The organism is Kribbella sp. NPDC055110, from assembly GCF_053607525.1.
Genome location: NZ_JBSGTS010000008.1, coordinates 278,577 through 302,750, shown reverse-complemented (window position 1 = coordinate 302,750; position 24,174 = coordinate 278,577). Strand labels below are relative to the sequence as shown.

Sequence of the window (24,174 nt, the reverse complement as noted above, 5' to 3'; positions counted from 1 at the left end):
TTACGCTAAGCCTGCTGCCGGCGAAAGTCAACAGGTGTTGGCATATGCTGGGGACATGGCGGAGAAGAAGTCCGATCGGACCCGGGCGGCGATCCTCGCGGCCGCACGTGAGCGATTCGGCGCGGACGGGTACGAGCGGGCGACGATCCGGGCGATCGCGGCGGATGCGGCGATCGACCCGGCGATGGTGATGCGGTACTACGGCAGCAAGGAGAAGCTGTTCGCGGCGGCAGCCGAGTTCGACATCACGCTGCCGGACTTCGGCGACGTACCGCTGGAGTCGCTGGGGGAGGTGCTCGCGCGGCACTTCCTGGAGCGCTGGGAGGCGGACGACTCACTCCGGGTGCTGCTGCGGACCGCGGTCACCAACGAGGTAGCAGTCGAGCGCATGCGCGGAATCTTCGCGGCGCAGCTCGCGCCGACGTTGCGGATGCAGGCAGTCGACCAACCCGACGTACGGGCCGGCCTGGTCGCGAGTCAGGTGCTCGGCTTCGCGCTCTGCCGGTACATCCTCGGCATCCCGCCGATCGCGACCATGCCCGACGACGAGGTGGTCGCCTGGCTCGGACCAACGCTGGCCCGCTACTTGACCTCGCCGGCTCCCAGCCAGGTGTGAACAGCCGGCAGCGTCTCGGCCAGTGACGGCAACTGCGGGTGCCACTTGAGCTCCCACTCGAGTGAGAGCGGGTAGTCGGTTCCGGCGAGCACAGTCAGCAACTCCCGGATCGGGAAGTCGCCGGCATCGATCGCGACCGGGCGGTAGTCCTGCGCCGAGTCAGCCTGCTTGAACTGGACGAGCTCGAGCCACGGGCGCAGCAGGTCGAACGACTCCGCCAGGGTCTCGCCGTGCGACCACGTGTGCGACGTGTCCCAGAGCGCCTTCACGTTGTGGCCGGGGACGTCGTTGTCGAGCAGCACACAGAACGCAGCGACCTGTCGCGCGGTCGAGTGCGAGTCGTGCGTCTCCAGCAGGATCGGGACGTCCTTCGGTGCGGTCGTCACGCGGTCGAGCGCGCGGATCTCACCGGCGCTCGGGCCATCCGTCGTACCCACGCCGGGATCGTCGCCGGGGAACACGCGAACGCCTCGGGCGCCGAGATCCGCGGCGAGTTCGAGGTGCGCCTCGAGTGGCTGCTCCTCGACCGCGCAGAGCTTCACGTAGCTGCTGACCGCGAAGATCTCCAGGCCGGCGTCCTCGATCCGGGTCCGTACATCCCGGCGCTGCGTCGCCGACAGGCCCGTGTTCGTGAACTCGTCCGGCGCGGCCCGCAACTCCAGACCGGTGAAGTTGTTGCCCTGAGCAAGATCTAGGACGTCGTCGAGTGCAGCTCCGGGACAGCCGAGGGTGGCGAAACCTAGACGCATACAGCTATCTGATCAGATCCAGCGGCCACGGCGCGGCTGGGTCCGCGGACTGGTCGGCTGCTCCGGGTCCGTCGGCTGCTCCTGCTCAGAGGCGTACGGCGTCTGCTGCTGGTACTCGGCCTGCTCCGGCTCTGGCGAGTACTGCGTCCCGTACGACTCAGTGGCGTAGTTCGGGCTGTAGGTCTCGTACGACTCAGTGCTGCTGTACTCCGAGCCGCCATTGTTGCCGTACGCGTCGTACTCGTAGTTGCCCGAGCTGTAGGACTCAGAGTTGTACGAGGACGAGTAGTCCGAGGTGTACGACGTCTCCTGGCTCGAGTAACCGTCACCGGACGAGTACGTCGGCTCCGGACCGTACGACGGCACCGGCGGGAGCGGCTTCGACGGAGTCAGGAAGTCGTCCGGCTCCTGGTAGCTCGTCGGGGCCGGCGCCGGCTCGTAGTACCCGGACGACGCGGACACGTGCGACGACGGCTGCGCGTGCTCGGACTGGCCGTAGACGTTGTGGTCCGAGTACGACGAGTACGTGTCGTGCGACTCGGCCTGGGTGTCCTGCGTCGAGTGGCTAGGCACCGCCGGCTGGATCGCCGACGGGCTGTCGACCGCGACCCGAGCGGCCCGGCGGCCAGCGCGCGCAACGGGCGCGGGCTCAGGCTCGGGTGCGGTCTGTGCCTCCACTGGGGAGGCCGTCGAGGTGAGGTAGTCGGACTCGTACGAGTACGGCTCGGAGGAGTAGCGCGCCGCCCACGGCTCCTCCGCCGGCTGCGGTTCCGGCTCGGGCTGGTAGGCGTACGGGTCGGGCTGCACAACAGTCATCGGAGTCGCCTCGTCGCGCCAGCTGCTCGTCGTACCGAGCACGTCCGCGGTGACCGAGCTCCGGTAGTCCTCCCAGCTCTGCTGCTGCGGCGCCTCGTACGTCGTCTCTGCGACCGGCTTCTCGTCCCGCCAGGTCTCGATCGGGTTGAACTGCTCGGTCGCCGGACCGGCCTCGTCGTCCTGCCAGCTCTCGGCAACCGGAGCGAACGGGCTCCATTTCGGCGCATCGCCGGACTGCTGACCGCCGGCGAACGCTGCCGCGCCGTCACCCGGGAAGCTCTGCGGCGCGAACGGACTCTGCACAGGCGCCTGCTCGTACGGCGCCGCCGGAGCATATGCGGCCGGGGCCTGCGGTGCCGGGGTCGGCGCGAACGGGCTACCCGCCTGCGGGCCACCACCAGCCATCTCCAACTGCGGCTGGCGGACCAGACCCAGCGCGGGCCCGGCGGCGATCGGCTCGGAGATCGCGGGCTGCTCATCGGTGTCGTCGTTCGCGTACGACGGAACCTGTGTCACCTCGTACGACGGGACGGCGCTGAGCTTCGGGCCCTGGTCCCACCACGGCACCCACGGGCGCGTGGTCTGCATGTGGTTGATCTTGCGGATCACCATCGTCGCGGCGACCGCGGACACGACCGTCAGCACGAGCGACGCCGAACCGGCCAGGGCGATACCGCGCAACGATCCGACGGTGGCTTCCATCCACATCAGGAACCGGCGGACCACCACGTCGAACGCGAGAGCGCCGATCCAGGCGACCCACCACACGGACGTGAGGGTCGGCGTCCTGAACCGGCGCAGGTCGTCGCTGTACACAGGGGTCTTCGGGTCGCTGGCGATCCAGACGTCGTCGACGATCTGTTTCGGGTACCAGAGGTTGGGGCCGGGGACGAACCAACTGGCCAGCACCCAGCCGTGGCTGCGGCGGTGGTCGGCCTGGCTGAACACCTCGGAGTTGACCCGGGCCCGCCACAACCAGATGACGAAGACGACCGCGGCGGCGACCGAGATGATCACGTTCGGAATCGCAGTGACCTTGGCGATCGCGTCGGCGCGGTTCAGATCCGCGTCGTCGACGTTCGGCATCCCGCCGAGGTAGCGGTGCACGACGGAGTACGTGTTCCAGTCAGACCAGGTGGACAGCAGGTGGGTGACCGTTGACGCGCCCAGCAGTCCGATCGCGATCTTGCCGACCGTCCCGACTTGCTGGAAGTCCTCAGCCGCGTGCGGCTGCCACTCTTCCTGGTCCTCGACAGCAGTCATCAATGCCTGCGGGTGGCTCACGTCTCGCGTCCCTCGCGTTGCTGGAACTCCGTCGTCTGTTCGGCGTCTCTGCCTGGCCCTGCCCCCGCGTGACCGAGCCACATTGATACCACGAAGTAGGTACGCCAGGGCAGTCGGCCCCAGCACAGAGGGTGTCGACTTAACGTGTTCTTTTCGTACGCCCATCACCAAAGGTAACGAGGCACCGGACGGGGCGTGACGCTTTGGTTTACCGCGCAGGTGGTTGGAAGCCACTCTGCGGTGTCCCGACCGCCCACCACGGCACCCACGGACGCATGCTCTGAAGCTCGTCGATCCGCTGGATCAGGATGACTGCGAGCACCGCCGCGCCGGTGGTGAACAGCGCCGAGACGGAGGAAAGTATGACGTTCGTGCGCAGATCTCCCAGCTCCGACGCGCCGACGAGAACACCTCTTTGCACGATGTTCCCGGTGACCAGGCCGGCCACCCAGGTCAGCCACCACGCCCAGACCAGTTGCGTGCCCGGAACGTCCTTGAGCATCGGGATCAACGGATCGGTCCGCGGGTCGCTGGCCGCGACGACATCGTCGACGACCTGCTTCGGGTACCAGAGGTTCACCACCGGGACGAGCCAGCACCCGAGCACCCAGCCGCGGGTGAACCGGTGCTCGCCGCGGCAGAACATCTCCGCGTTCCAGCGGACCCGCCACAGCCAGACGATGAACACCACCGCGGCCGCGAGCAGCGCCAGCGCGGCGACGATCCCGAGCGAGCCGGAGATCAGGTCCGCCTCGGCCAGTTTGTCCGGGTCGCCGCCGTACACCTTGCGGGTCCGGTACAGGTTCCAGTCCGACCACGCGGTCGACCACGTGGTGACGGTGACAACCCCGATCAGGATCGACGCACCGATACCCATCGCCCGCTCGGAACTGAACCACCGGTCCAGCGGTACTTGCGACGCCCGGCTCGGCATGGATCAGACATAGCACAACAGGCCGTGACCGAGCGAGAACATCCGGTTGCGGCCGCTCCGTGGCGCATTCCTGCCAGAAACTGTCGGTGGGGATGTGGAGGATGGTCGTATGGAATGGTCCGTGGTCGATTCTCCGATCGGCGACCTCACGCTCGCGGTCGACGAGACCGGGCTGTGCCGTCTGCACTTCGGGGCGACCGACCGACCGCTCGGCGCCGATCCGCTGCTCACCGAGGCCGCCGAGCAGTTGAAGGCGTACTTCGCCGGCGAGCTCCAGGAGTTCACGCTGCCGCTGTCGGTCCGCAACGGCTCCGACTTCGAGCGCGCGGTCTGGACCCAACTCACCCGGATCCCGTACGGCGAGATGCAGACGTACGGCGACGTCGCGAAGGTCGTCGGCGACGCGGGTGCCGCCCGCGCGGTCGGTACGGCGTGCAACCGCAACCCGATCGCGATCGTCGTGCCCTGCCACCGGGTCGTCGGCGCCGGCGGCAAGATGGTCGGCTTCGGCGGTGGCATCCCGACCAAGCGGCACCTGCTCGAACTCGAGGCCCGCGTCACCCTCGAGACGCTCTGGACCTGACCCGACCGCAGACCTGACGAAGATCTGACACTCGGTGCGGGCTAATCGAGGCGCGGTGACCAGCTATGGGCACTAACGTTTGAAGCGAGTGATTCACGCGTCCTCCCACCTGCTTGGAAGACACATATAAATGAACAAAGCCCGCACCACTGACCACCACCACCCCGACCTCAGTGCCCTGATGAACAAGAGCGCCGAGGAATGGTCCGCCCCCGAGATCCAGGACGCCGCCCGCGCGGCACTGAAGATGCACGCTCCGGACCGGGAGCCACTGACCTGGACCAAGCGGCTCAAGGTCGTCCCCTGGCTGCACCGCAACAACGCGGTCTGCCTGAGCTGCGGCGGCACCTACCCGTGCATCACGCACCGGTACGCCACTCAACTCCTGTCCGCCGGCCGCTACACAATCGCGAAGTCCGACGACCCGGAACCGCAGGTCAACTGACGTCGTTCGCGCAAGGCGACGTCCGGACAGACGAAGGTCCCGAATCCCAGCCGGGGTTCGGGACCTTCGCCGTTGCGGTGGTGTCAGTTGCGGTGGTGTCAGGAGTCGCTGGGCCTGGAATCGCCCGAGCCCGTCGACTTCCTGGTCGTGGTCTTCTTCGTGGCGCCGTTCGAGGCGGCCTTCACCTCGTCCTTGGCCGCTTCCGGCCGAGCCTCGGCCTTCGGCGCCTCGGCCTTGGGACCGTCCGCCGGACCATCGGTCTTCGGACCATCGGTCTTGGGCGCGTCAGTCTTTGCGGTGTCGGTCTTCGCGGTGTCGGCCTCCGGCTTGGCGTCGGACTTGCCGTTGGACGACGTGGTGTCGGTCGGGCGCGACGACGTACCCGCCGGGGCGGAGCTGTAGTCGCGACCGCTGGTCGGCGTGGACTGCCAGGCCGGCTCCGGCGGGGTCAGCAGCTTCTTCACCGCTGCCGCGGCCAGCGCGCCGAGACCCAGGAACAGCACCACGTTACGGAGCTTGTGGCTCTTCTTCGGCACCTCGAGCTCACCCTTCAGGGCGGCCTTGGTGGCCTTGCCGCGGCGGGCGGTCTCCTCGACGACCGGTTCGGCGGCGGCTGCCAGGGTCGCCAGCGCAGCGGTGACCTTCGGCAGTACGTCGTCGTTCAGCCGCTCGCGGGCCTTCTCGGCCGCGTGCTCGGTGGCCGGACCGACCTTGGAGAGCGCGTCATCGAGCACCGGACCGGCCTTCTCCACCGCCTGGTGGGCGAGGTGCGCGCCCCGCTCGACAGCCTTCTCGGCGTACGGCGACACCTTCTCCCGTGCGGTGCCCATAGCCGGTGCGAGATGGTCGCGGACCTGGCCGACGGCCGGTCCGAGCTTCTCCGACGCCGACTCGGCGAGCGGCCGGACGCGGCCCCTTGCGGCCTCGACCCGGTCCTTGGACTTCCTCAAACCCACGGTTCCCTCCTCGGTGCCGCCCGCGCCGCGGACAGCTCTCCCGCCCATCGGCGACATGGGCTTTTCTGGTGACGACTCTGGACAAACCCGGCTTCATCTGCATCGTACGACGTCCCAAGCCGATAACCCTGTGCCCCCACCGCACTCTGCGTACACATCCGCGTCAATGCCAGGGTTCTTGAACCGACATGACAGGATCGAGGGGTAAGCCGTAGTAATCCGACTAGGAGTGACTCCCGTGGCCGAAGAGCTGTACGCGACCCTGCAGACGAACAAGGGCGACGTCGTCATCAGGTTGTTCCCCAACCACGCGCCGAAGACGGTGAGCAACTTCGTCGGCCTGGCCGAGGGCACCAAGGAGTGGACCGACCCGGAGACCGGGGAGCAGGTCACCAAGCCGTTCTACGACGGCCTCGGGTTCCACCGGGTGATCGACGGGTTCATGATCCAGGGCGGCTGCCCGCTCGGTACCGGCACCGGCACGCCCGGGTACCAGTTCGACGACGAGATCCACCCGGAGCTCCAGTTCGACCGTCCGTACCTGCTCGCGATGGCGAACGCCGGCATCCAGTTCGGCCACGGCACCAACGGTTCGCAGTTCTTCGTGACCGTGGTCCCGACGCCGCACCTGAACCGCAAGCACACGATCTTCGGTGAGGTCGTCGACGACGACTCGAAGAAGGTCGTGGACGCGATCGCGACCGCCGACACCGCACCCGGCGACCGGCCGCTCGAGCCGATCGTCATCAACAAGGTCGTCGTCGAGCGCAAGAACGCCTGATTTTTCGGAGCGGGGCCGGGCACACCCGGTCCCGTTCTTTCACAGGAGGACGCAACCCGCGTGACCGAGACCGTCTGCTACCGGCACCCGGATCGGCCGGCCGGGGTGCGCTGCCAGCGCTGCGACCGGCCGATCTGCCCCGCGTGCATGAACAGCGCCGCCGTCGGCTTCCAGTGCCCGAACTGTTTCAACGAGGGCGTCCGATCGGTCCCGCGGACCCGTACGTCGCTCGGCGGCATCCAGCGCGCCGGTAGCCAGCAGGTCGTCACCTACACGCTGCTCGCGCTGAACGTCCTGGTCTTCATCGGTGTCCGCACCGGCAGCCCGCAGCTCCTCGGCGACCTGGTGATGGTCCCGGTGCTCGCCGAGAGTGAGCCGTGGCGCCTGCTCACGTCGGCGTTCACCCACGTGCAGTTCTTCCACATCTTCTCGAACCTGTTCATGCTCTGGCAGCTCGGCCCGATCCTCGAGCAGATGCTCGGCCGGCTCCGGTTCACGATCCTCTACCTGCTGTCCGCGCTAGGCGGCAGCATCGCGGTCTGGATCCTGTCGCCCCCCGGCGGCGCAACCCTCGGCGCGTCCGGAGCAGTCCTAGGCCTGGTCGGCGCCCTCCTGGTGATCAACCGCGCCCGCGGCCAGGACATCACCTGGATCATCATGTACGTCGCCGTCACCGCCTTCCTGTCCTTCGCCATCCCGAACGTCTCCTGGGAAGGCCACCTAGGCGGTTTCGTAGTAGGCGCCGCGGTCGCCTGGATCTACCTACAACTCTCCAACCACCGCCGCAACAAACAATCCGCCTAAACCGCGCCGGAAGACCCCCCGACCCGGTGCTCCCCCCACCCAACTGCGCGCGGCTACCGCCGCTCAGCGTGCGGCTACCGCCGCCATTCGACCGATACGTACACCGCCCCACCGCACCGCCCGGACTGGCTGCCCTACCTCAATCCGAACTCAGATACCCGAACCACCCCAGGCGCTGGCGCGCACCAACTCTGCGTCCGCAGGTCCGCGGAGGCGCTACTGGGGTTAATGGGCTCATGTGACAGATGTGTGGGTGGTCGACGAGTTCCAGGGCGGCGGCGGGGCTTGGTGTGATGTGCACGCTCGACAGGAGGTGTCGAGTGAACGGGTAGTGCACCTGAGCGTGAACGCGCCCGCGCGTACACCGTCTCGCCGGTGCACTACCTGTCGAGCGCGCACACCACCCCGCCCCGAGCACCCGTCCCGCCACCAACCCCATCACCCAGCCACCCACCCAGCACAAGAACGGATATCCCCTGGCGTTGTGGGTTCTCCCCTCTAACACCACCGGAGAAGCCACAACACCGACGGATATCCCCTCGTGTGCGAGGGCTCTCGTCGCGCCCGACCTCGGGGCCGGCCGACGGCATGGACCGGGCGGTGCATGAGGTGGTGCGGTGCATGTGGCGGTGCGGGCGGGCGGTGGTGCGGTGCATGGGGGTAGTGCGGTGTATGCGGGTGGTGCGGTGCATGCAGCGGTGCATGTTGCGGGCGGGCGGTGGTGCGGTGGTGCGGTGGTGCGGTGGTGCGGTGCGGGGCGGTGGTGCGGTGCATGCGGCGGTGCGGGCGGGCGGTGGTGTGGTGCGGTGGGAGTGGAGACAGGAACTGGTGGGCGGAGACAGGGTGTGTCGGGTTCCGGGCCTCCACGGCTTGTCTCACGTCTCCGGATGCGGCAGCCAACACCCACACATCGGACCGGAGGGCCGGTTAATGGTTCGTCTGGCGGGCCGGCTCGGGCTGAAGATGAGGGTGATGACTACTACTTCCTCCCGGGCGGTTCGCTTCGTCGAGATGACCGGTAGCGCGCTGAGCGCGTTGCTGGCCGACGACCGTCCCGCGGCACAGACCGAGCTCGGTTTCCCACTCGGCGACGAGTTCCTCACCGACAGGGCCAAGTGGCTCTGGCAGTACCGGCTCGATCAGCTGACCCGCGATCCCAGCACCTTCGGGTGGCTCGTCAAGCTCGCCGTGGCCGACGGGATCGTGGTCGGCTATGCCGGTTTCCACGGTCCACCCGACGAGGCCGGCATGGTGGAGATCGGCTACACAGTCGACCCGCTGCACCGGCGCCAGGGTTTCGCCAAGGCGATCGTGACCGCGCTCCTTGAACGTGCCGCGGCCGAACCCGCCGTACGGACCGTCCGGGCCACGATCAGCCCCACCAACGAGGCATCGCTGGCCACCATCGCCGGCTTCGGCTTCGTCGAGAACGGCGAACAGTGGGACGAGGAAGACGGCCTGGAACTCATCTTCGAACGCCCCAGCCGCTGACAAGTTGCGCGTGGTGCGGGTGGGGCTGTAGGGACAAGCGGCCTAGGCCACAACTTTTGCTCAGTTGGATAAAAGCTGGTGACAAGCGGGGTGGCGGGCTCGTCTAATCGAGTGACGTCCCGACGGGGGACCGAAGTGGTTAGGACATCCGTATGAGCCCACGCGCAGTGGACAAACGAGCCCGCCCGGGAAACGAACACCAGGTAGTGCGGCCCGCCCCACCGGAATCTCCGAGCGCGGTCACCGCCCTACAGACCACCAACCGCATCTCACAGCAGAAACACCCCGCCAAGGCCTCCTGAAGTCAGCGCAGTAGAAGGCAGCTGTCGCCGAATTCGTGCCAGAGGTAGTGCTCTTGGATGGCGGCGTCGTAGGCGCGTTGGACCTGGTCGGGGGTGGCCACGGACTCGAGGAGGAGTAGGTGGGACGCCTCGGGGGCGTGCCAGCCGGTGATGAGCCCGTCGACTACGTACGGCGGGCGGTCCGGGCCGAGGATGAGGTCGGTCCAGCCGTGGGACGGGGTGACGGTGCCGTCGGGGGTCGTGGCTGATTCGATGGCGCGTACGGCGGTGGTGCCGACCGCGATCACCCGGCCGCCGTTGGCCTTGACCCAGTTGACGAGACGAGCCGTGTGCGCGGGTACGTCGTACCGCTCGGGTTGGGGTGGCTCGTGGCTCTCCAGTGAGGACACGCCGCAGTGCAGCAGGATCGGTGCGATCAGTACGCCCTGCGACGCCAGGTAGCTCACCAGCTCGAAGCTGAACGGTCTGGCGGCGCTCGGCATCTCCGCACTACCAGGGTCGCGAGCAAAGACGGTCTGGTACGACGCCAGCGGCCACTGCTTGCCGACGTAGTTGTAGGTGATCGGCCGCCCGTGCCGCTGCAAGTACCCGAGTACGTCGGCAACCGGCGGCTCGGCGATCCACAGGCGACGCGAGTCACGGTATGGCGCCAGCAACGTCAGCGCGCCTCCCGGCAGCTCCACCCGGTCGCCCGCCGTACCGTCGAACATCGGTGCACCGCCGTTGCGTAGCTCGACGATCCAGGTGCCGTCGTCGAGCGGTGCCGAGAAGTGCACGGTGTACGACGAGCTGTCGACCGCGGCGGCCAACGTGCTGGACGTGTTCACCAGCAGGAGGTCACCGGGCCGCAGGTGTTCACCGATGCGGTCGAAGCGGGTGTGCGTGACGGTCGACCCCTCCGCGACCAGCAGCTTCACCTGATCCCGCGAGAGCCCGCGGGCCTCCGGTGGTTCGCCGGCGTTCAACGCCTCCGGCAGCTCGAACCTGGTGTGTGGGTGCACCATCACGGGGCCACCGCAGGCGCGAACTCGGCCGCTCGGTACCTGCCACTCGCCGGCCGGCTGTCCAGCAACTGCAGGAACGCCGGTACGACGGTTGCGGGCTCGGGCCGGTCGGAGATGTCCTCACCAGGGAACGCGGCCTGGTGCATCGCAGTACGCAGGTCACCCGGGTCAACTGCGTACACCGCCAGTGCTGGGTGCTCAGCGGCGAGGACTCGAGTCGCGTGATCCAGTGCGGCCTTGGCGGAGCCGTAGCCACCCCAGGTCTCGTAGGCCTCCACTGCGGCGTCTGAGCTGATGTTGATCAGCACACCGGACGCTGCGGTGAGTGCGGGGAGCAGGGCCTGCGTCAGTGCGATTGGTGCGAGTACGTCGACCTCGTACACGCGACTGAGCTCGTAGAGGTCGGTTGCGGCCAGTGTCTGCAGCGGGCTCTGCCCGAGGTAGCTGGCGTTGTTGATGAGCAGGTCGAGCCGACCGAGCTCGGTGATCGCGTCCACCAGGTCGGCGCGGTGGTCGGGGTCGGTGACGTCGCCGGCCAGCGGTACGACGTCGGTGCGGTCAGCCAGTGCGTCGGCTGCGTCCTTGAGCGCTTCGGCGCCGCGAGCGTCGATCACGAGCGCCCAGCCGCGATCGGCCAGCCCGTGCGCGAGTGCGAGCCCGAGCCCGGCGGACGCGCCGGTGATGAGAGCAACAGGACGGTCGGACGGTTCAGGAGTCATACCGGCACCGTCCTACCTCAAGTGAACTTGAGGTCAACCCCCCGGACTTCCGCCACTCACCAACCGTCTCCCCGCGGTCGCGGCTACGTCTGCAGCCACCGCCATCACGGCGGAATCCTCAGGTTGGTGAGTGGCGGGGGTCCGCAGCCAACAGCACGCCTGGGTTCAACACACCGACGGGATCGAAGGTGTGCTTGACCGCCTGGAGCGCTTCGACGGCGAGGGGGCCGATCTCGGTGGCGTAGGCGTCGCGGTGGTCGGTGCCGACGCCGTGGTGGTGCGAGATCGTGCCGCCCGCGTCGGCGATCGCCTGGTTGGCGGCGCGTTTCGCGGTCCGCCACTGCTCGATCGGGTCGTCGGACTGGGCGCAGATCACCGTGAAGTAGAGCGAGGCGCCGGTCTCGTACACATGGGAGATGTGGCAGAGGACCAGCGGCGGCGTGCCGCTCAAGGCGCCGACGAGCGCTTCGGTGACTGCTGTCTTCAGGGCCGGGATGCGCGACCAGAACGCGGCTGTCTCGAGGGTCTCGACGAGCGCGCCCTCGTCGAGCAGGGGATCGCGGAGGTACGGCGCCCGGTAGCGACCGACCCGCCACGTCTCACCCGGGCCTGCGCCGAGGTTCGTCCCGCCCGCGGCCGTCAGCACGTCCGCGGTCGCCTGGTTGTACGGGCCGTCGAAGCCGATGATCGCGAGGACGCCGCCGGATCCGCCGCCGAGGACGTCCGGGTCGGCCAGGTTCACGGCGGTCTCGACCTCGTCCGACAGCCGGAGCACCGTCGGCAACGGTCCGTCCTGTGCGAGTCGTCGTACGGCGGCCAGCCCGGTGTCGAAGCTCTCGAACCGCCAACCCTCGAAGTGCCGCTCGGTCGGTCGCGGCCGGATCCGTACGACGACCGACGTGATGATCCCGAACGCGCCCTCGGACCCGAGTACGAGCTGACGCAGATCCGGGCCGGCCGCGGACATCGGCGCGCGTCCGAGCTCGATCGTGCCGCGTGGAGTGGCGAGCGTCAGGCCGACCACCATCTGGTCGAACCGGCCGTACCCGGCTGACGACTGCCCGCTGGACCGCGCCGCCGCGTATCCGCCGATCGACGCGCCCTCGTACGACTGCGGGAAATGCCCCAGCGTGTAGCCGCGCTCGGCCAGCAACGCCTCAGCCGCAGTACCGCGGACACCGGCCTGCAGCGTCGCCGTACGTGAAACCTCGTCGAGCTCGACCAGTTGATCGAGTCGTCGCAGGTCCACGGTCACGAACCGGCGGGACGGTGCGAGGCCGCCGACAACCGACGTACCGCCGGAGTACGGGACGACGGCGAGGCCGTGCTCGGCGCAACCGGTCAGCAGTTCCTGCACTTCGTCGTGTGAGGCGGCGTAGACGACCGCGTCCGGAAGGTCCGAGGTGTCGCCGGCGCGATGTCGCAACAGGTCCGTCGTCGAGTAGCCGCGGGTGTGCGCCCAGCGCGAGTCCAAGTCGGAGGCCACGTGTTCGGCGCCGACGATCCCACCCAAGAACGACAGTTGGTCGGCCGTGAGCCCTGGTCGGTCGGTTGGCTCGACGGTCCCGGCGGCAGGTCGTCGTACGCCTAGATGTTTGAGGGCGTCGAGGGCCGCTGCCGGAAGTTCGACCGGGTGGGTGGGATCGCCCCAGCGGCCGGGCGTGAGTTGCACCACCGGAAGGTCGGATTCGGTCATCGCTGACTCCCTTTCGGTGGACTTGAGAGGTAGCGTCCAGGGGAGGTGGAACCCCCTGGCTCCCACCTCCCCTGGACAGTTCCGGGATCACCGAGTCGCTGATACACTTTGACTCGTGATGTCTCAGCGTAGCAGCGAATCGGAGCAGGAAACCAGCCCGCGTCCCGCGCCGGCGAACGCGATCGGCGAGGAGCGGATCCTGGACGCGGCCTACGAGCTGTTGCTCGCGATCGGGATGCGCCGGATGACGATGGCCGATATCGCCCGGCACGCGGAGGTCTCCCGCGCGACTCTGTACCGGCGCTGGCCGAACGTGCAGGCCGTGGTCGCCGCGTTGATGACCCGGGAGTGGACGATCGCGCTGGTGTCCGCGTTCCATCCGGATGCCGCCGACGGCCGGGCGCGCCTGGTCGAGGGTGTCGTCGAGGTGGTCGCGAAGACCCGGGTGCACCCGTTGATGCGGAAGATCATCGAGCTCGACCCCGAGTTCCTCACGCCGTACCTGCTGGAGCGCCGCGGCAGCAGCACGGTCGCTCACCTCGCGCTCGTCGAGGAGGGCCTTCGCCAGGGGCAGGCCGACGGCTCGATCCGCGACGGCGACCCGGTCTGGCTCGCGCGGCAGATCATCCTGGTCTCGCTGGCGTCGGCGGTGTCGGGTCCGGTGATGGCGGAGAAGGACGAGTACCCGAAGCTGGACGAGGAGCTGCGGGTGATGCTCACCAGGTACCTCACGCCATGATCAGCGTGGGCAACGCGAGTCTCAATGCGGCACGGCGTACCCGAGAGCTCAATGAGCTGAGGGCGGTCGACGTGCTCGTCATCGGCGGCGGAGTCACCGGCGCCGGCGTCGCGCTGGATGCGGCCGCGCGTGGACTGACCGTTGCCCTGGTGGAGAAGCACGATCTGGCGTTCGGGACCAGCCGGTGGAGCTCCAAGCTCGTGCACGGCGGCCTGCGCTACCTGGCGTCCGGGCACGTCGGGATCGCGTACGAGAGCGCCGTCGAGCGTGGCATCCTGATGAAGACCACCGCGCCGCATCTGGTGCATCCGATCCCGCAGATCGCGCCGTGGCTGCCACAGGCAAGGTTCGTGCAGGCCGCGCTGCTGCGGTCGGCGTTCCTCGGCGGCGACGTCCTGCGCACGTTCGCGCGGACCAGCGACGACTACCTGCCGCACTCCCGCCGGGTCAGCTCGGCCGAGATCCTGCGCTACGCGCCGACGCTCAAGCCCGAGGGGATGCGCGGCGGCTTCCTGACCTGGGACGGACAGTTGTACGACGACGCGCGCCTGGTCGTCGCGATCGCCCGGACCGCAGCGCAGTACGGCGCTCGCATCCTGACCCATGTCGCCGCCACCGAGGTCACCGGCCGCGGCGCGGTCCTGGTCGACCAACTGACCGGCGACCGGTTGTCGGTGGATGCTCGGGTGGTGATCAACGCGGCCGGGATCTGGGCGGATCAAGTTGCCTCCGGCATCAAGCTCCGGCCGAGCCGCGGCACCCACCTGGTGCTGCCGCAGTCCGTCTTCGGCGGGCTGTCCGCCGTACTGACCGTGCCGGTGCCGGGGGAGCTGCGGCGTGTGGTGATGGCGATCCCAGCACCCGACGACCGGGTGTACGTCGGCCTCACCGACGAGGATGCGCCGGGACCGGTGAGCGACGTACCGCATGCGACCGACGCGGAGATCGACTTCCTGCTGAACACGATCAGCGCCGCGGTGCAGCAGCCGGTGACCCGCGCGGACCTGCTCGGCACGTACGCCGGGCTCCGGCCGCTCCTGGACACAGGCCACCGCAACGGCGAGGACAAGACCGCCGACATCTCCCGGCGGCACGCGGTGATCACCAGCCCGGACGGCGTGGTGACGATCGTCGGCGGCAAGCTCACGACCTATCGCCGGATGGCGCAGGACGCGCTCGACAAGGCGCTCGCACAGTCGTCGCTCGAGGTACGGCGTTCCTGTGAGACGCACCGGATCCCGCTCGTGGGCGCGGCGGATCGCGTGCACCTGGCCGCGGTCCGGGCGCCGGCGCGGTTCGTCCAGCGGTACGGCGTGGAGGCGCCGCAGGTGATCGCCGGCCCGCCCGAGTTGCAGGATCCGATCGCGCCGGGGCTGCGGACGACGTACGCGGAGGTGAAGTTCGCGGTCCGGCACGAGGGGGCGCTGACCGAGGACGACGTACTGGATCGACGGACCCGGATCGGGCTGTCGGCGGCGGATCGGGCGCTGGCGCTGCCCGCCGTACGGGAAGCCTTCGCGGCCGTTTGATGGGTTAACTTTGGCTGCGGGGAGGTAGAAGGTGACGCAGCCGTACCAAGGGCCGGGGCCGTATCAGGGACCGGGACCGTACCAGCCGATGCCGTACCAGCCGATGCCGGTGGTGCCGCAGTACCGGCCGTTGCGAGCGCTCGCGATCGTCAGCATCGTGCTGATGGGGGTGACCGTGCTCTGTGCCGTGATCCAGTGCGTGCTGCTCTGGCGGTCCTACGGCGAGGTCAAACGGTTCGTGTACGGGCTGCTCTCCGACGAGGAGATCGAGAGCGGCATCGAGTCGATCGCCGGCACCGGCCCGCTGCTCAACCTGGTCAGCTACCTGCTGATCGGGACCGGGATCGCGTTCCTGATCTGGTTGTGGCGCGCCCGCGACAACGTCGACTTCCTGTACTCGCCGTTCGCCCCGCAGCCGACCGTCCAGACCCACGGCGCGCACCGCCGGGCGCCCGGGTGGGTCGTCGGCTCGTGGATCTGCCCGATCGTGCAGTTCTGGTACCCGCTGCAGGTCGTCGAGGACGTCGCCCGCGCCAGCGAGCCGCCCGACAGGCCAGGGGTCGCGCGGTCCGGCCGGATCCGCGGCTTGCTCTACACGTGGTGGGTGGCCTGGAGCGGTTTCTGGGTGATCATTGTCGGCGGCGGATCGGTCGCGGTGATCGGGTTCATCGTCTGGATCGTCCGGCTCGTCCAGGTGTCGGAAAGCGATCCCAACGGTCCGTATGTCGATATCTACGACCTGCAGGACTTCATGGTCCGGGTCGCGCTGGCCGTCGACATCGGGTTCACGGTCGCGACGGTTCTCCTGGTCGTCGCGGCGATCACGGCGTCACTGCTGATGCTCCAGGTCGGCGGCTGGCAGCTGTCGCGGCTCGCTCCGCCGCCGCCACCGGTCCAGGACTTCGTGCCGCCGCCCCAGACACCGCAGTACGCCCCGCGGCAGCAGCACCCGGGCCAGGGCTTCCCGACCTACGGCCCCTGAAGCAGTACGACGCTCGCATCGTCGTACCGCTTCCAGCCGGGTTGGGTCGACGCGGCGTCGTGCTCGCGCACGAGGTCGATCAGCCGTCGCGGCCCGTCGGTCGTGAGTACGTCGAGGAGCTCGTCCCACGAGTGCCCGTAGCGTTCGGTGAAGCGGGAGGCGCCGTCGGAGAGGATCGCGATCACGTCGACGTCAGCGCGGTCCGTGGTCCCGACGACTGCCTCGTACGCCGCTTGCGGTTCGGTGCTCGCTGCCCAGAAGCCACCCGGCTGGTTGCGCAACCGGCGTACGGCCTCGAGGGTCCGCTCCGGGAGAAGCTCGAGCCGGTCGTCGCTGTGGACGGTGATCTGACCGTCCGGCGAGCGCATGACGACGGGTGAGTCAGCCAGCACGAGATGCTCGGCGCGATCCGGATGGAGCCGAACCATCGAGACTGTGGACGACGGACTGTCGGGATTGCTGACGTCGCAGGTGTCTGCGTGGCTCGCGCGGACCGCGGCGATCGCCTCCGCGAGCAGTTCGGGCAGCGACGCGGACGACCGGGTGAGAAGCGGCGGGGCCAACTGCCGTGTGAGCTGCATGACCAGCCACGGAACGTCGTGCCGGCAGCCGGAATCGACGCCCGCCGGAGCGGTTGCCCCGTCCAGTACGACGGCGAAGTCGGGCCCGGTGAGGACGAGATCCTCGTTGACGGACGGCGGTCGCCGATCGGGCGCAGCCTCACTCAGAGCTCGGATCTCCACAGGGCGATTGTGCCCAACTGTCGGCGAGGGACTGCTCGAGGGCGAGTTTGGGGGACCAGCCGAGCGCGTTGCCGATCAGGGTGGTGTCGGCCTGCTGCCACGGCGCGCCGAGCGCAGTCTCCTGCACGGTGTCGTCGACGATCGTCGCCGGCTGACCACTGAGCTCGAACAACTGTCCGGCGACATCCCGCGCGAGCGTCGCCCGGCCGGTCCCGACGTTCAGCACCGGCGGCAGCTTCCCGTCGGCGAGTGCGACCGCGAGCACTGCCTCGGCCACGTCCCGTACGTCGACGAAGTCGCGCCACACGTCCAGCGACCCGACCTCGATCAGCTGTCGCGACCGCAGGTCCCGGATCACCCGCCCGGTCAGTGTGCTGTCCGGCGCCCCCGGCCCGATCACGTCGAAGATCCGCAGTACGACGGCGTCCGCACCGGCCCGTTGCGCCCGGAGAACGAGCTCCGATCCGGCCAGCTTGGTGATCCCGTACGGACCGAGCGGCCGCGGCGCACTCTCCTCGGACAGGCTGGTGCCGTGCGGACCCCCGCCGTACTCCGCCGCGGAGCCGAGCTGGACGAACCGGGCATGGCCGGCGTGGTCGCGAACCGAGCCGAGCAGGGCCTCGACGGCGATCACGTTCGCCCGGACCAGGTCGGCCGGCTCGCCGAGCGTGGCGCCGACCGCGTTGACGATCACGGTCGGCTTGTACATCCCGATCTGGGTGTCCAGCGCGTACGGGTGCATCGCGGCCAGGTCGCAGCGCCGGTACGGCTCGCTCCGGGTCCGGCTCAGCCCCCGGTACTCGATCCCCCGATCGGCGAGCAGCGCGCAGATCCTGGCGCCGAGGAAACCTCCCGCGCCGAACACCATCACCCGCTCAGTTCCGGTCACTCCTCCATCGTGCGGTCGTTTCTTGTCGGTCCGCCGTACGTTCTCCGTCGTCAGCATCACAACTGTCCGTACGGCGTGGCACTGTGAGGCGCATGGCTGATCGAGTGGGCGGGCGTCCGGCGGCGCGGACCGAGTCGACGATCCGGGACTGGGACGACGCGGACCCGTCCGGGCAGACGTACCGCCGGGTGCTGTTCGTGGACTCCGACCTGACCGAGGTGGAGAACCGCGGCGGCGTGTTCGAGGAGTGCACGTTCCGTGGGGTCCGGTTCAACGCGTCGACGCACACCGACGCCGCGTTCGTGAACTGCACGTTCGTCCGGTGCTCGCTGTTCGACACGACGTTCACCCGGTGCAAGCTGGTCGGCAGCCTGTTCGACGACTGCGCCCACAGCCTGATGAAGGTGACCGGCGGCGACTGGTCTTTCACCGGGCTGCCCGGAGCGGATCTGAAGGGCGCCGAGTTCACCGGCGTGAAGCTGCGCGAGGCGGACCTGACCGGTCTGCGGGCCCAGAAGGCCGTGCTCCGGGACCTCGACCTGTCCGGCGCGTCCCTGCAGAAGGCCGATTTCACCGGCGCCGACCTGCGCGGCTCCGACCTGTCGACACTCGATCCGCTGACCGTCACCCTCAAGGACGCCCGCATCGACATCACCCAGGCGATGGTCGTCGCCGCCGCGCTCGGCCTCGACGTCAGGCCGTGACTGTGGATATCCCCAGGTAATCACGCGGTCATCCACGGTCTCATCCACAGCCTGTGGATAACTATCCGGATAACTGTGTATTCGTACTGTGATATCTCCCGGGGCGACCGGCCGGGGCCAGGTTTCCGCGCCGATGCCGTGCCGGATGCCGAGGCCGCCGTACGACGAGCATCGCGGCGTGCTCGACCACCGCCGGGCTGACCACCAGGAAGCCCGGCCGCGCGACCAGGCTCCGGGTCAGCGTCTGGACGCCGGCGGCCAGGCCGACCCCGCAGAACGCGCCGAGCGAGTTCGCGATCAGGTCGTGCAGTTGGCACGACCTGCCGAGTTGCGGCAGCAGCGCCTGCACCGCCTCGACCGCGGCCGACATCCCGATCCCGGCCGCGATGCCGTCGCCGGGTCGGCCGCTGGCCAGCGTGAGCATGCCCGCGGCCGGCACGAACAGCACGACGTTGAGCAGACCTTGCAGCGACGTCAGCCCACCGGTCGTGGTCAGGTGCGTGCCGCACTCGCCGATCTGGCCGAGGCGATGCGTCGTCGGGCTGAGCGTCGCCGCGATCACCAGCGCGAACGCGGCCGGCAGGCAGAACGCGGCCAGCCGGGGAACCAGGTCGCCCGGACGACGCAGCGAAGAGAGGGCGACCGGCAGGGTCATGCCGGTCAGGACGAGCCAGGTGTCCAACAGGTGTGGGATTCCGCGATAAGTCTCGAGCACGTGTCCGGACCCTCCCGTGGTCGACCTGACTCGAACTCCTCTGGACTTCGTGTTCCTCAGTCGACAATCTGCCGACGGCTCCCACCGCCGCCAGCCCTGTCCGGACATCTGCACGCAGCCGTAAACCTGCCGTGACAGTCCGTGACAGTCCGTGCGCAAACTGACACGTAAGAAAGGTGCTCAAGGCAACGATCGTGTGCGTGCGAACCGCGGAGACTAGGTCAGATGACGATCTCGTGGATCCATTCGGCCGGGGTCAAGTCAGCTGCGGTGCTGCGCGACTGCGGCGGCGGACCGGTCGTCGCCATCGGCTCGGAGACCGTCGATCACGCCGTCCACATCCGCGGCCGGGCGATTCTGGCTGAGCTTGAACTTGGCCTCGATCCGCTTGATCCCGATCTCCACGCCCACAATCGCCCGCAGTTGCCCAGCGACGTACTTCGGCGGCGCATCGTCCACCGACCACGGCTCCGTCCGGCCGGTCTCGTGATGGTCCGACAAGCGCCGTACGACGTTCTCGACCCAGGTCGCGTCGTCGTGCACGGTCATCGTTCCGTGGATGTGCGCGGTGACGTAGTTCCAGGTGGGGACGACGCGGCCGTGGTCGCGCTTCGAGGCGTACCAGGACGGGGAGACGTATGCGTCGGGTCCGTGCATGATCACCAGCGCATCGCCGATCACGGGGAGACGCCAGTGCCCGTTGTTCCGCGCCAGGTGCCCGAGCAGCACGTTCCGCTCGCGGTCGTGGATGAACGGCAACATCGTCGCCGTCAAACCGTCCGGCGTCATCGTCACCAGATCAGCGGCCCCGTGACTGGCGAGCAACTCCAGAACGGCGTCGTCATCGGGGGCAAAATGCGCAGGAACGTACATGAACCCCAGTCTTCCAACCGCCGCGAACCGTCGACAGGTCCAATCCGTGCGCCTTTCGTCAGCCCACTTCAGCTGTGATGGCTTGTTCGGAGGGCGGCGGCCCGGTCGTAGTCGTCGTGCCAGTTGCCGGTCGGCGGGAGGATGATGCGCTCGACGCCGGCGGCCTCGTACGCGGCAAGTTGTTCGAGCGGGTCGCCGTCGAGCTGCGGCGCGACCACGGTCGCCCTCAACTGCTTGCCGTCGGCAAGTTCGTTGATCCGTTCCAGGTTCGTCCGTACCTCCGCCGGCGAGGCCGCGATCGTCGCCCACCCATCGCCGTACGCCGCCGCTCGCCGATGCGCCCGTACACCGTTCCCGGCCACGAAGATCGGCGGCACCGGCGACCCGGGCGCGACCGTCACGTCGAGATCCGGAGAGAGCGTCGTGGGTTTGCCCGCGATGAGATCCGGGAGAACGGCGAGTGCCTCGTCGGTCAGCCGCCCGCGATCGGTGAACTCGACACCTGCCGCCCGCCAGCCGATGTCACCGTGCGCGGGATTGCCGGTCCCGACACCGAGCACGAGCCGGTTGTTCGACACCAGCTGCAACGTGCTGATCTGCTTCGCCGCCCACGCCACCGGCCGCAACGCCAGCAGCATCACGTTGTACCCGACCGTGATCCGCTCGGTCACCGCAGCCGCAGTCGCCAGTACGACGGAACTGTCCAGCATCGGCGCACTCGCGATCAGATGATCCGTCGACCACACCGAGTCCAGCCCGACCTCCTCGGCGTACCGAGCACTCTCCCGAACATCCCCGAGAATCGCCTGCGCCGGATCCGGCGACGACGTCGGCAGAATCACTCCGATTTCGACGGTCATACCCGGCCCAACCTCCCACCGCACCGAACCATTCCTCGCGACGGCGGGCTGCGGACATCTGGCTGATGTCCGCAGCCGCTGTGCTGCTTAGGGGATGAACACGCCGTTGAACCACTGCCCGCGGGCGTCGTCGGAGTAGGCGTCGACGTTGAAGTTGTAGTTGCCGTGCGCACCCCAGATGTATCCGGGCACTCCAGACCTCGCGTCGAGGTTGCAGATGATGTCGTCGGTGCACAGGGTGAGGACCGGGACGTTGCCGAAGAAGGCGTCGGCGCCGCCCAGCGGGGCACCGATGACCGGAGCGACGGCCGGGTGCCCGGCAACTCCGGCGTTCTCCGGACCCGCGGCCCGCTTCGGATCGGCGATCAGCACCGCGTTGACGTTGTCGAACGTCCCCCAGTTCTCCGTGACCCAGGTGTGCACCACCGCGGCGCCGAGCGAGAACCCGACCGCCTTCACGTGCTGGTCCGGGCACGCGTTGCGGTGATCCCGGACCAGCCGGTTCAGCTCGTTGACACCCTGCCGGGCGTTGTAGCCGATCGGCTGGGCCGGGTACCCGACGCGCTGGCTGATGTTCCCCTGCCAGTACGGCGCGTTGGAGTCGTTGTCGCCGGTGCCGCCGACCACGATCGTGTACGTGCCGCCACAGTCGTCCGCGTTCGCCGCCGGTGCCGCCACGACATAGACGCCGCCGGCGGCCGCGACCAGACCGGCCAGCAGTGCCGCAAGTTTCTTCATCAATTTCTCCCGATAGCTGGTTGCTCAACGTGACCCAACGACCACGCCGAGTCGAACCTAACAGCGCCCGCCCCCCAACGAACACCACAAGCAGATCCGGCCACCCCCTGTCCGCATGCGTCCACCGACTGAGGTTTTCTCACCTGACCGCAACCATCGGGGCGGGTTAGGGTCCGGGGATGAGTCGACGGGTGGCGGCGTACGCGGTGTGTGTCGAGGGTGGGCGGGTGCTGCTGGCGCGGTACGTCTCGCCGTACGGCGATGGGAGTTGGTGGACTCTGCCGGGTGGCGGTGTCGAGCCGTGCGAGGATCCGTTCGACACCGTGACGCGGGAGGTCGCCGAGGAGACGGGATACGAGTCGGTCGTCGAGTGTCTGCTGGGCGTGGACTCGCGCATCGTCCCGGCCGCCGTACGTCGTCGTCCCGGGCTCGACGACCATCAGAACATCGGGATCTTCTACGCCGTACGGATCACCGCCGGCACCACCCGCCCCGAACCCAACGGCGAGACCGCCGAGTCCGTCTGGACCCCGATCACCGACGTCCCGGCCCTCCGTCGCGCCGCCCTGGTCGACGTCGGCGTCGCCTTGGCCGAGTCGCGCCCGCCGACCGGTCACGTTCCGCCCGTCGAAGCAGGCCGCCTGATCGAGTACTAGCGCCTGTCGATCTGCCGGGGGCTCGGGCATCGGAGGGGTATGAACGACATCGTGATCGAGAAGATCGTCCGGCCCGCGCGCGTGCTCGCCGGCTCCTGGCAGGACGTCATCGCGTCGAACCTCGACTACCACCGCGCGACATTCCTGTGGAAATGCGAGGGCCTCTCGGATGCACAACTCCGACTACGCGCGGCGCCGGCGTCCGAGTTGAGTCTGCTCAGCCTGATGCGCCACCTGCAGGGCGTCGAGCGGTACTGGCTGCAGCACAAGCTCGCGGGTACGTCGCCACGGTTCTTCCCGTACCGGATGCGGATCACCGCCGACGGCGAGGAGTGGTTCGACGAGTCGGATCCGACGCCGGCGAAGGACGTGTACGCGGACTATCTCGCCGCGTGTCAGGACTCACGGGAGTTGTTTGCCAAGGGCACCGAAGATGTCGCGCGGATCGAGGCCAACCCGGAGTACGGCGACACCGACGTCCGGTTCGTCCTCACGCACGTGATCGAGGAATACGCGCGGCATGTGGGTCACGCCGACCTCCTTCGCGAGTGCATCGACGGCGCGACCGGCGAATAGACTCCGGTTCGTGGATCCGAAGGCCGAGCTGTTGCGGGCTTTGCAGGTCAGTCGCGGAGTGCTGCTCGACAAGCTGGACGGCTTGTCGGAGTACGTCGCGAGCTGAACAGTCCGGGGTACGTCGCGCAGATCCTGAGTCAACGCAGGTCGCCGTCACCTCCGAGGACACCGCGGGCCGCTCGATCGGCCAGCTTGGCGATGTTGTGCTCGGCAACGTCCTCGAGCCGGATCCCGAGCCTGGTGCACAGCTCGGACAGGTACCAGAGCACGTCGCCGAGCTCGAGCGTCAGCGCTTCCCGGTCCGCGTCGGTGATCACGCCCTGCCGATCCCGGAAGACCTTCTTCACCTTGCCGGCGACCTCGCCCGCCTCGTTCACCAGCCCCAAGGTCGGGTACACGATCGGATGATCGGTCGCGATCGGCGCCCCGGTCCGCGCCGCCGCCTCCTGATACGCGCTGAAGTCGAGTTCGTTCACGCCCGCCAGTCTCCCAGCCATGCAAGACTCGCACCCCATGTACGACCTCCCACTCCAGAACACCGACGGCTCGGTACTCCTCACCTTCGACCGCATCCGCGAAGAGGAACTCAGCGACCTGGATCCCTCCGTGCCGCTGACGGCCTCGCTCGTCGTGCTCTGGTCGAGTCACACGTGCTTGATGGTGTTCAACCGGTTCCGTCAAGCCTGGGAGCTGCCCGGCGGGATGATCGACCCGGGTGAGTCGGCTCGTGAGGCCGCCGTACGGGAGCTCGACGAGGAGAGCGGTCAGCGGGCGGACTCGCTCGACTTTGCTGGGGTGGCGACGATCCGGGTCGCTCCGGACGATCGGATGGAGTTTCTGGCGATTTACTGTGGGTACGTCGACACGCCCCGGACGTTCGCGGCCAACGACGAGATGTCGGAGGCTGTTTGGTGGAATCCAGGTGAGCCGCTGACCGATCTGTGTCCGATCGATGCGGCGCTCGCGACGCTTTGCCCACCGGAACGGTGA

27 protein-coding genes are annotated in these 24,174 nt (G+C 68.5%); 13 read left to right on the top strand and 14 right to left on the bottom strand.

What is annotated here, in order from left to right:
• Window positions 1-55: 55 nt before the first annotated feature.
• On the top strand, window positions 56-616 hold the full coding sequence (locus ACWF0M_RS15950; RefSeq protein WP_452236399.1) for a TetR/AcrR family transcriptional regulator: 561 nt from the start codon (window positions 56-58) through the stop codon (window positions 614-616).
• Here ACWF0M_RS15950 and ACWF0M_RS15945 read toward each other — a convergent pair.
• From ACWF0M_RS15945 to ACWF0M_RS15935, 3 genes are all read right to left on the bottom strand, one after another.
• Entirely contained in the window at window positions 583-1,365 is a 783-nt protein-coding gene (locus ACWF0M_RS15945) for a sugar phosphate isomerase/epimerase family protein (RefSeq protein ID WP_452236398.1), read from the bottom strand. The two genes, ACWF0M_RS15950 and ACWF0M_RS15945, sit on opposite strands and share 34 nt — an antisense overlap.
• Before the next feature lie 12 nt (window positions 1,366-1,377).
• On the bottom strand, window positions 1,378-3,444 hold the full coding sequence (locus ACWF0M_RS15940) for a DUF4328 domain-containing protein (protein ID WP_452236397.1): 2,067 nt from the start codon (window positions 3,442-3,444) through the stop codon (window positions 1,378-1,380).
• Window positions 3,445-3,673: 229 nt separating this feature from the next.
• Window positions 3,674-4,399 (bottom strand): DUF4328 domain-containing protein, encoded by a 726-nt coding sequence (locus ACWF0M_RS15935; protein WP_452236396.1) that lies wholly within the window; start codon window positions 4,397-4,399, stop codon window positions 3,674-3,676.
• Window positions 4,400-4,508: 109 nt separating this feature from the next.
• Here ACWF0M_RS15935 and ACWF0M_RS15930 point away from each other — a divergent pair, with 109 nt between their 5' ends.
• Together ACWF0M_RS15930 and ACWF0M_RS15925 are read left to right on the top strand one after the other, a co-directional pair.
• Window positions 4,509-4,982: a methylated-DNA--[protein]-cysteine S-methyltransferase gene (locus ACWF0M_RS15930; RefSeq protein WP_452236395.1), complete on the top strand. Its 474-nt coding sequence runs from the start codon at window positions 4,509-4,511 to the stop codon at window positions 4,980-4,982.
• Window positions 4,983-5,112: 130 nt separating this feature from the next.
• Complete coding sequence (locus ACWF0M_RS15925; protein ID WP_452236394.1) at window positions 5,113-5,427, top strand: hypothetical protein; 315 nt, start codon at window positions 5,113-5,115, stop codon at window positions 5,425-5,427.
• A gap of 98 nt (window positions 5,428-5,525) precedes the next feature.
• Here the strand turns inward: ACWF0M_RS15925 and ACWF0M_RS15920 are convergent, their stop codons facing one another.
• Window positions 5,526-6,383, bottom strand: coding sequence for a hypothetical protein (locus ACWF0M_RS15920; RefSeq protein WP_452236393.1), 858 nt, complete (start codon window positions 6,381-6,383; stop codon window positions 5,526-5,528).
• A 238-nt stretch (window positions 6,384-6,621) separates the two neighbouring features.
• Here ACWF0M_RS15920 and ACWF0M_RS15915 point away from each other — a divergent pair, with 238 nt between their 5' ends.
• From ACWF0M_RS15915 to ACWF0M_RS15905, 3 genes are all read left to right on the top strand, one after another.
• Entirely contained in the window at window positions 6,622-7,164 is a 543-nt protein-coding gene (locus ACWF0M_RS15915) for a peptidylprolyl isomerase (protein WP_452236392.1), read from the top strand.
• 60 nt (window positions 7,165-7,224) lie between these two features.
• Window positions 7,225-7,968: a rhomboid family intramembrane serine protease gene (locus tag ACWF0M_RS15910; protein ID WP_452236391.1), complete on the top strand. Its 744-nt coding sequence runs from the start codon at window positions 7,225-7,227 to the stop codon at window positions 7,966-7,968.
• Between the two features lie 972 nt (window positions 7,969-8,940).
• Window positions 8,941-9,459 carry a GNAT family N-acetyltransferase gene (locus ACWF0M_RS15905; protein WP_452236390.1) on the top strand — a complete coding sequence of 173 codons (519 nt, stop codon included), beginning with the start codon at window positions 8,941-8,943 and terminating at the stop codon, window positions 9,457-9,459.
• A 304-nt stretch (window positions 9,460-9,763) separates the two neighbouring features.
• Here the strand turns inward: ACWF0M_RS15905 and ACWF0M_RS15900 are convergent, their stop codons facing one another.
• From ACWF0M_RS15900 to ACWF0M_RS15890, 3 genes are all read right to left on the bottom strand, one after another.
• On the bottom strand, window positions 9,764-10,765 hold the full coding sequence (locus ACWF0M_RS15900; protein WP_452236421.1) for an S-adenosylmethionine:tRNA ribosyltransferase-isomerase: 1,002 nt from the start codon (window positions 10,763-10,765) through the stop codon (window positions 9,764-9,766).
• Complete coding sequence (locus ACWF0M_RS15895) at window positions 10,765-11,484, bottom strand: SDR family NAD(P)-dependent oxidoreductase (protein WP_452236389.1); 720 nt, start codon at window positions 11,482-11,484, stop codon at window positions 10,765-10,767. The genes ACWF0M_RS15900 and ACWF0M_RS15895 overlap by 1 nt, the downstream gene beginning before the upstream one ends.
• A 118-nt stretch (window positions 11,485-11,602) precedes the next feature.
• On the bottom strand, window positions 11,603-13,180 hold the full coding sequence (locus tag ACWF0M_RS15890; protein WP_452236388.1) for an FAD-binding oxidoreductase: 1,578 nt from the start codon (window positions 13,178-13,180) through the stop codon (window positions 11,603-11,605).
• 118 nt (window positions 13,181-13,298) lie between these two features.
• Here ACWF0M_RS15890 and ACWF0M_RS15885 point away from each other — a divergent pair, with 118 nt between their 5' ends.
• The 3 genes from ACWF0M_RS15885 to ACWF0M_RS15875 are packed head-to-tail and all read left to right on the top strand — an operon-like array spanning window position 13,299 to window position 16,430.
• Complete coding sequence (locus tag ACWF0M_RS15885) at window positions 13,299-13,919, top strand: TetR/AcrR family transcriptional regulator (protein WP_452236420.1); 621 nt, start codon at window positions 13,299-13,301, stop codon at window positions 13,917-13,919.
• Window positions 13,916-15,448 carry a glycerol-3-phosphate dehydrogenase/oxidase gene (locus ACWF0M_RS15880; protein WP_452236387.1) on the top strand — a complete coding sequence of 511 codons (1,533 nt, stop codon included), beginning with the start codon at window positions 13,916-13,918 and terminating at the stop codon, window positions 15,446-15,448. The genes ACWF0M_RS15885 and ACWF0M_RS15880 overlap by 4 nt, the downstream gene beginning before the upstream one ends.
• A 31-nt stretch (window positions 15,449-15,479) precedes the next feature.
• Window positions 15,480-16,430: a DUF4328 domain-containing protein gene (locus ACWF0M_RS15875; protein WP_452236386.1), complete on the top strand. Its 951-nt coding sequence runs from the start codon at window positions 15,480-15,482 to the stop codon at window positions 16,428-16,430.
• Here the strand turns inward: ACWF0M_RS15875 and ACWF0M_RS15870 are convergent.
• On the bottom strand, window positions 16,418-17,173 hold the full coding sequence (locus tag ACWF0M_RS15870; RefSeq protein WP_452236385.1) for a protein phosphatase 2C domain-containing protein: 756 nt from the start codon (window positions 17,171-17,173) through the stop codon (window positions 16,418-16,420). The genes ACWF0M_RS15875 and ACWF0M_RS15870 overlap by 13 nt on opposite strands.
• A complete protein-coding gene (locus ACWF0M_RS15865; protein WP_452236384.1) occupies window positions 17,151-18,062 on the bottom strand; it encodes an NAD-dependent epimerase/dehydratase family protein in 912 nt (303 codons plus the stop codon). Before ACWF0M_RS15865 ends, ACWF0M_RS15870 begins: the two co-directional genes overlap by 23 nt.
• Window positions 18,063-18,154: 92 nt before the next feature.
• Here ACWF0M_RS15865 and ACWF0M_RS15860 point away from each other — a divergent pair, with 92 nt between their 5' ends.
• Window positions 18,155-18,766, top strand: a complete 612-nt coding sequence (locus ACWF0M_RS15860; RefSeq protein WP_452236383.1) for a pentapeptide repeat-containing protein — start codon at window positions 18,155-18,157, stop codon at window positions 18,764-18,766.
• 61 nt (window positions 18,767-18,827) lie between these two features.
• Here the strand turns inward: ACWF0M_RS15860 and ACWF0M_RS15855 are convergent, their stop codons facing one another.
• The 4 genes from ACWF0M_RS15855 to ACWF0M_RS15840 form a co-directional block, all read right to left on the bottom strand.
• A complete protein-coding gene (locus ACWF0M_RS15855; protein ID WP_452236382.1) occupies window positions 18,828-19,481 on the bottom strand; it encodes a VanZ family protein in 654 nt (217 codons plus the stop codon).
• A gap of 261 nt (window positions 19,482-19,742) precedes the next feature.
• The gene (locus ACWF0M_RS15850) at window positions 19,743-20,354 is read right to left on the bottom strand and encodes an FMN-binding negative transcriptional regulator (protein ID WP_452236381.1); all 612 of its coding nucleotides are present in this window, start codon (window positions 20,352-20,354) and stop codon (window positions 19,743-19,745) included.
• 68 nt (window positions 20,355-20,422) lie between these two features.
• Window positions 20,423-21,214 (bottom strand): LLM class flavin-dependent oxidoreductase, encoded by a 792-nt coding sequence (locus ACWF0M_RS15845; protein WP_452236380.1) that lies wholly within the window; start codon window positions 21,212-21,214, stop codon window positions 20,423-20,425.
• Between the two features lie 87 nt (window positions 21,215-21,301).
• A complete protein-coding gene (locus tag ACWF0M_RS15840; RefSeq protein ID WP_452236379.1) occupies window positions 21,302-21,952 on the bottom strand; it encodes a cutinase family protein in 651 nt (216 codons plus the stop codon).
• A gap of 179 nt (window positions 21,953-22,131) precedes the next feature.
• Between ACWF0M_RS15840 and ACWF0M_RS15835 the strand changes: the two genes are divergently transcribed.
• Both ACWF0M_RS15835 and ACWF0M_RS15830 read left to right on the top strand, forming a co-directional pair.
• Entirely contained in the window at window positions 22,132-22,608 is a 477-nt protein-coding gene (locus ACWF0M_RS15835) for an NUDIX hydrolase (RefSeq protein WP_452236378.1), read from the top strand.
• Between the two features lie 39 nt (window positions 22,609-22,647).
• Window positions 22,648-23,184: a DinB family protein gene (locus ACWF0M_RS15830; RefSeq protein WP_452236377.1), complete on the top strand. Its 537-nt coding sequence runs from the start codon at window positions 22,648-22,650 to the stop codon at window positions 23,182-23,184.
• Between the two features lie 137 nt (window positions 23,185-23,321).
• On the opposite strand, the gene ACWF0M_RS15825 is transcribed toward ACWF0M_RS15830, so the two are convergent.
• Window positions 23,322-23,660 (bottom strand): nucleoside triphosphate pyrophosphohydrolase family protein, encoded by a 339-nt coding sequence (locus ACWF0M_RS15825; protein ID WP_452236376.1) that lies wholly within the window; start codon window positions 23,658-23,660, stop codon window positions 23,322-23,324.
• Window positions 23,661-23,679: 19 nt separating this feature from the next.
• On the opposite strand from ACWF0M_RS15825, the gene ACWF0M_RS15820 reads away from it, so the two are divergent.
• On the top strand, window positions 23,680-24,174 hold the full coding sequence (locus ACWF0M_RS15820; RefSeq protein WP_452236375.1) for an NUDIX hydrolase: 495 nt from the start codon (window positions 23,680-23,682) through the stop codon (window positions 24,172-24,174).

Coding starts and splice junctions, on each gene's coding strand:
- ACWF0M_RS15880 (WP_452236387.1), top strand. CDS start 13,916: ATGATCAGCGTGGGCAACGCGAGTCTCAATGCGGCACGGCGTACCCGA.
- ACWF0M_RS15840 (WP_452236379.1), bottom strand. CDS start 21,952: ATGAAGAAACTTGCGGCACTGCTGGCCGGTCTGGTCGCGGCCGCCGGC.
- ACWF0M_RS15895 (WP_452236389.1), bottom strand. CDS start 11,484: ATGACTCCTGAACCGTCCGACCGTCCTGTTGCTCTCATCACCGGCGCG.
- ACWF0M_RS15890 (WP_452236388.1), bottom strand. CDS start 13,180: ATGACCGAATCCGACCTTCCGGTGGTGCAACTCACGCCCGGCCGCTGG.
- ACWF0M_RS15885 (WP_452236420.1), top strand. CDS start 13,299: ATGTCTCAGCGTAGCAGCGAATCGGAGCAGGAAACCAGCCCGCGTCCC.
- ACWF0M_RS15830 (WP_452236377.1), top strand. CDS start 22,648: ATGAACGACATCGTGATCGAGAAGATCGTCCGGCCCGCGCGCGTGCTC.
- ACWF0M_RS15860 (WP_452236383.1), top strand. CDS start 18,155: ATGGCTGATCGAGTGGGCGGGCGTCCGGCGGCGCGGACCGAGTCGACG.
- ACWF0M_RS15950 (WP_452236399.1), top strand. CDS start 56: ATGGCGGAGAAGAAGTCCGATCGGACCCGGGCGGCGATCCTCGCGGCC.
- ACWF0M_RS15945 (WP_452236398.1), bottom strand. CDS start 1,365: ATGCGTCTAGGTTTCGCCACCCTCGGCTGTCCCGGAGCTGCACTCGAC.
- ACWF0M_RS15905 (WP_452236390.1), top strand. CDS start 8,941: ATGACTACTACTTCCTCCCGGGCGGTTCGCTTCGTCGAGATGACCGGT.
- ACWF0M_RS15930 (WP_452236395.1), top strand. CDS start 4,509: ATGGAATGGTCCGTGGTCGATTCTCCGATCGGCGACCTCACGCTCGCG.
- ACWF0M_RS15845 (WP_452236380.1), bottom strand. CDS start 21,214: ATGACCGTCGAAATCGGAGTGATTCTGCCGACGTCGTCGCCGGATCCG.
- ACWF0M_RS15820 (WP_452236375.1), top strand. CDS start 23,680: ATGCAAGACTCGCACCCCATGTACGACCTCCCACTCCAGAACACCGAC.
- ACWF0M_RS15925 (WP_452236394.1), top strand. CDS start 5,113: ATGAACAAAGCCCGCACCACTGACCACCACCACCCCGACCTCAGTGCC.
- ACWF0M_RS15835 (WP_452236378.1), top strand. CDS start 22,132: ATGAGTCGACGGGTGGCGGCGTACGCGGTGTGTGTCGAGGGTGGGCGG.
- ACWF0M_RS15850 (WP_452236381.1), bottom strand. CDS start 20,354: ATGTACGTTCCTGCGCATTTTGCCCCCGATGACGACGCCGTTCTGGAG.
- ACWF0M_RS15935 (WP_452236396.1), bottom strand. CDS start 4,399: ATGCCGAGCCGGGCGTCGCAAGTACCGCTGGACCGGTGGTTCAGTTCC.
- ACWF0M_RS15900 (WP_452236421.1), bottom strand. CDS start 10,765: ATGGTGCACCCACACACCAGGTTCGAGCTGCCGGAGGCGTTGAACGCC.
- ACWF0M_RS15940 (WP_452236397.1), bottom strand. CDS start 3,444: ATGACTGCTGTCGAGGACCAGGAAGAGTGGCAGCCGCACGCGGCTGAG.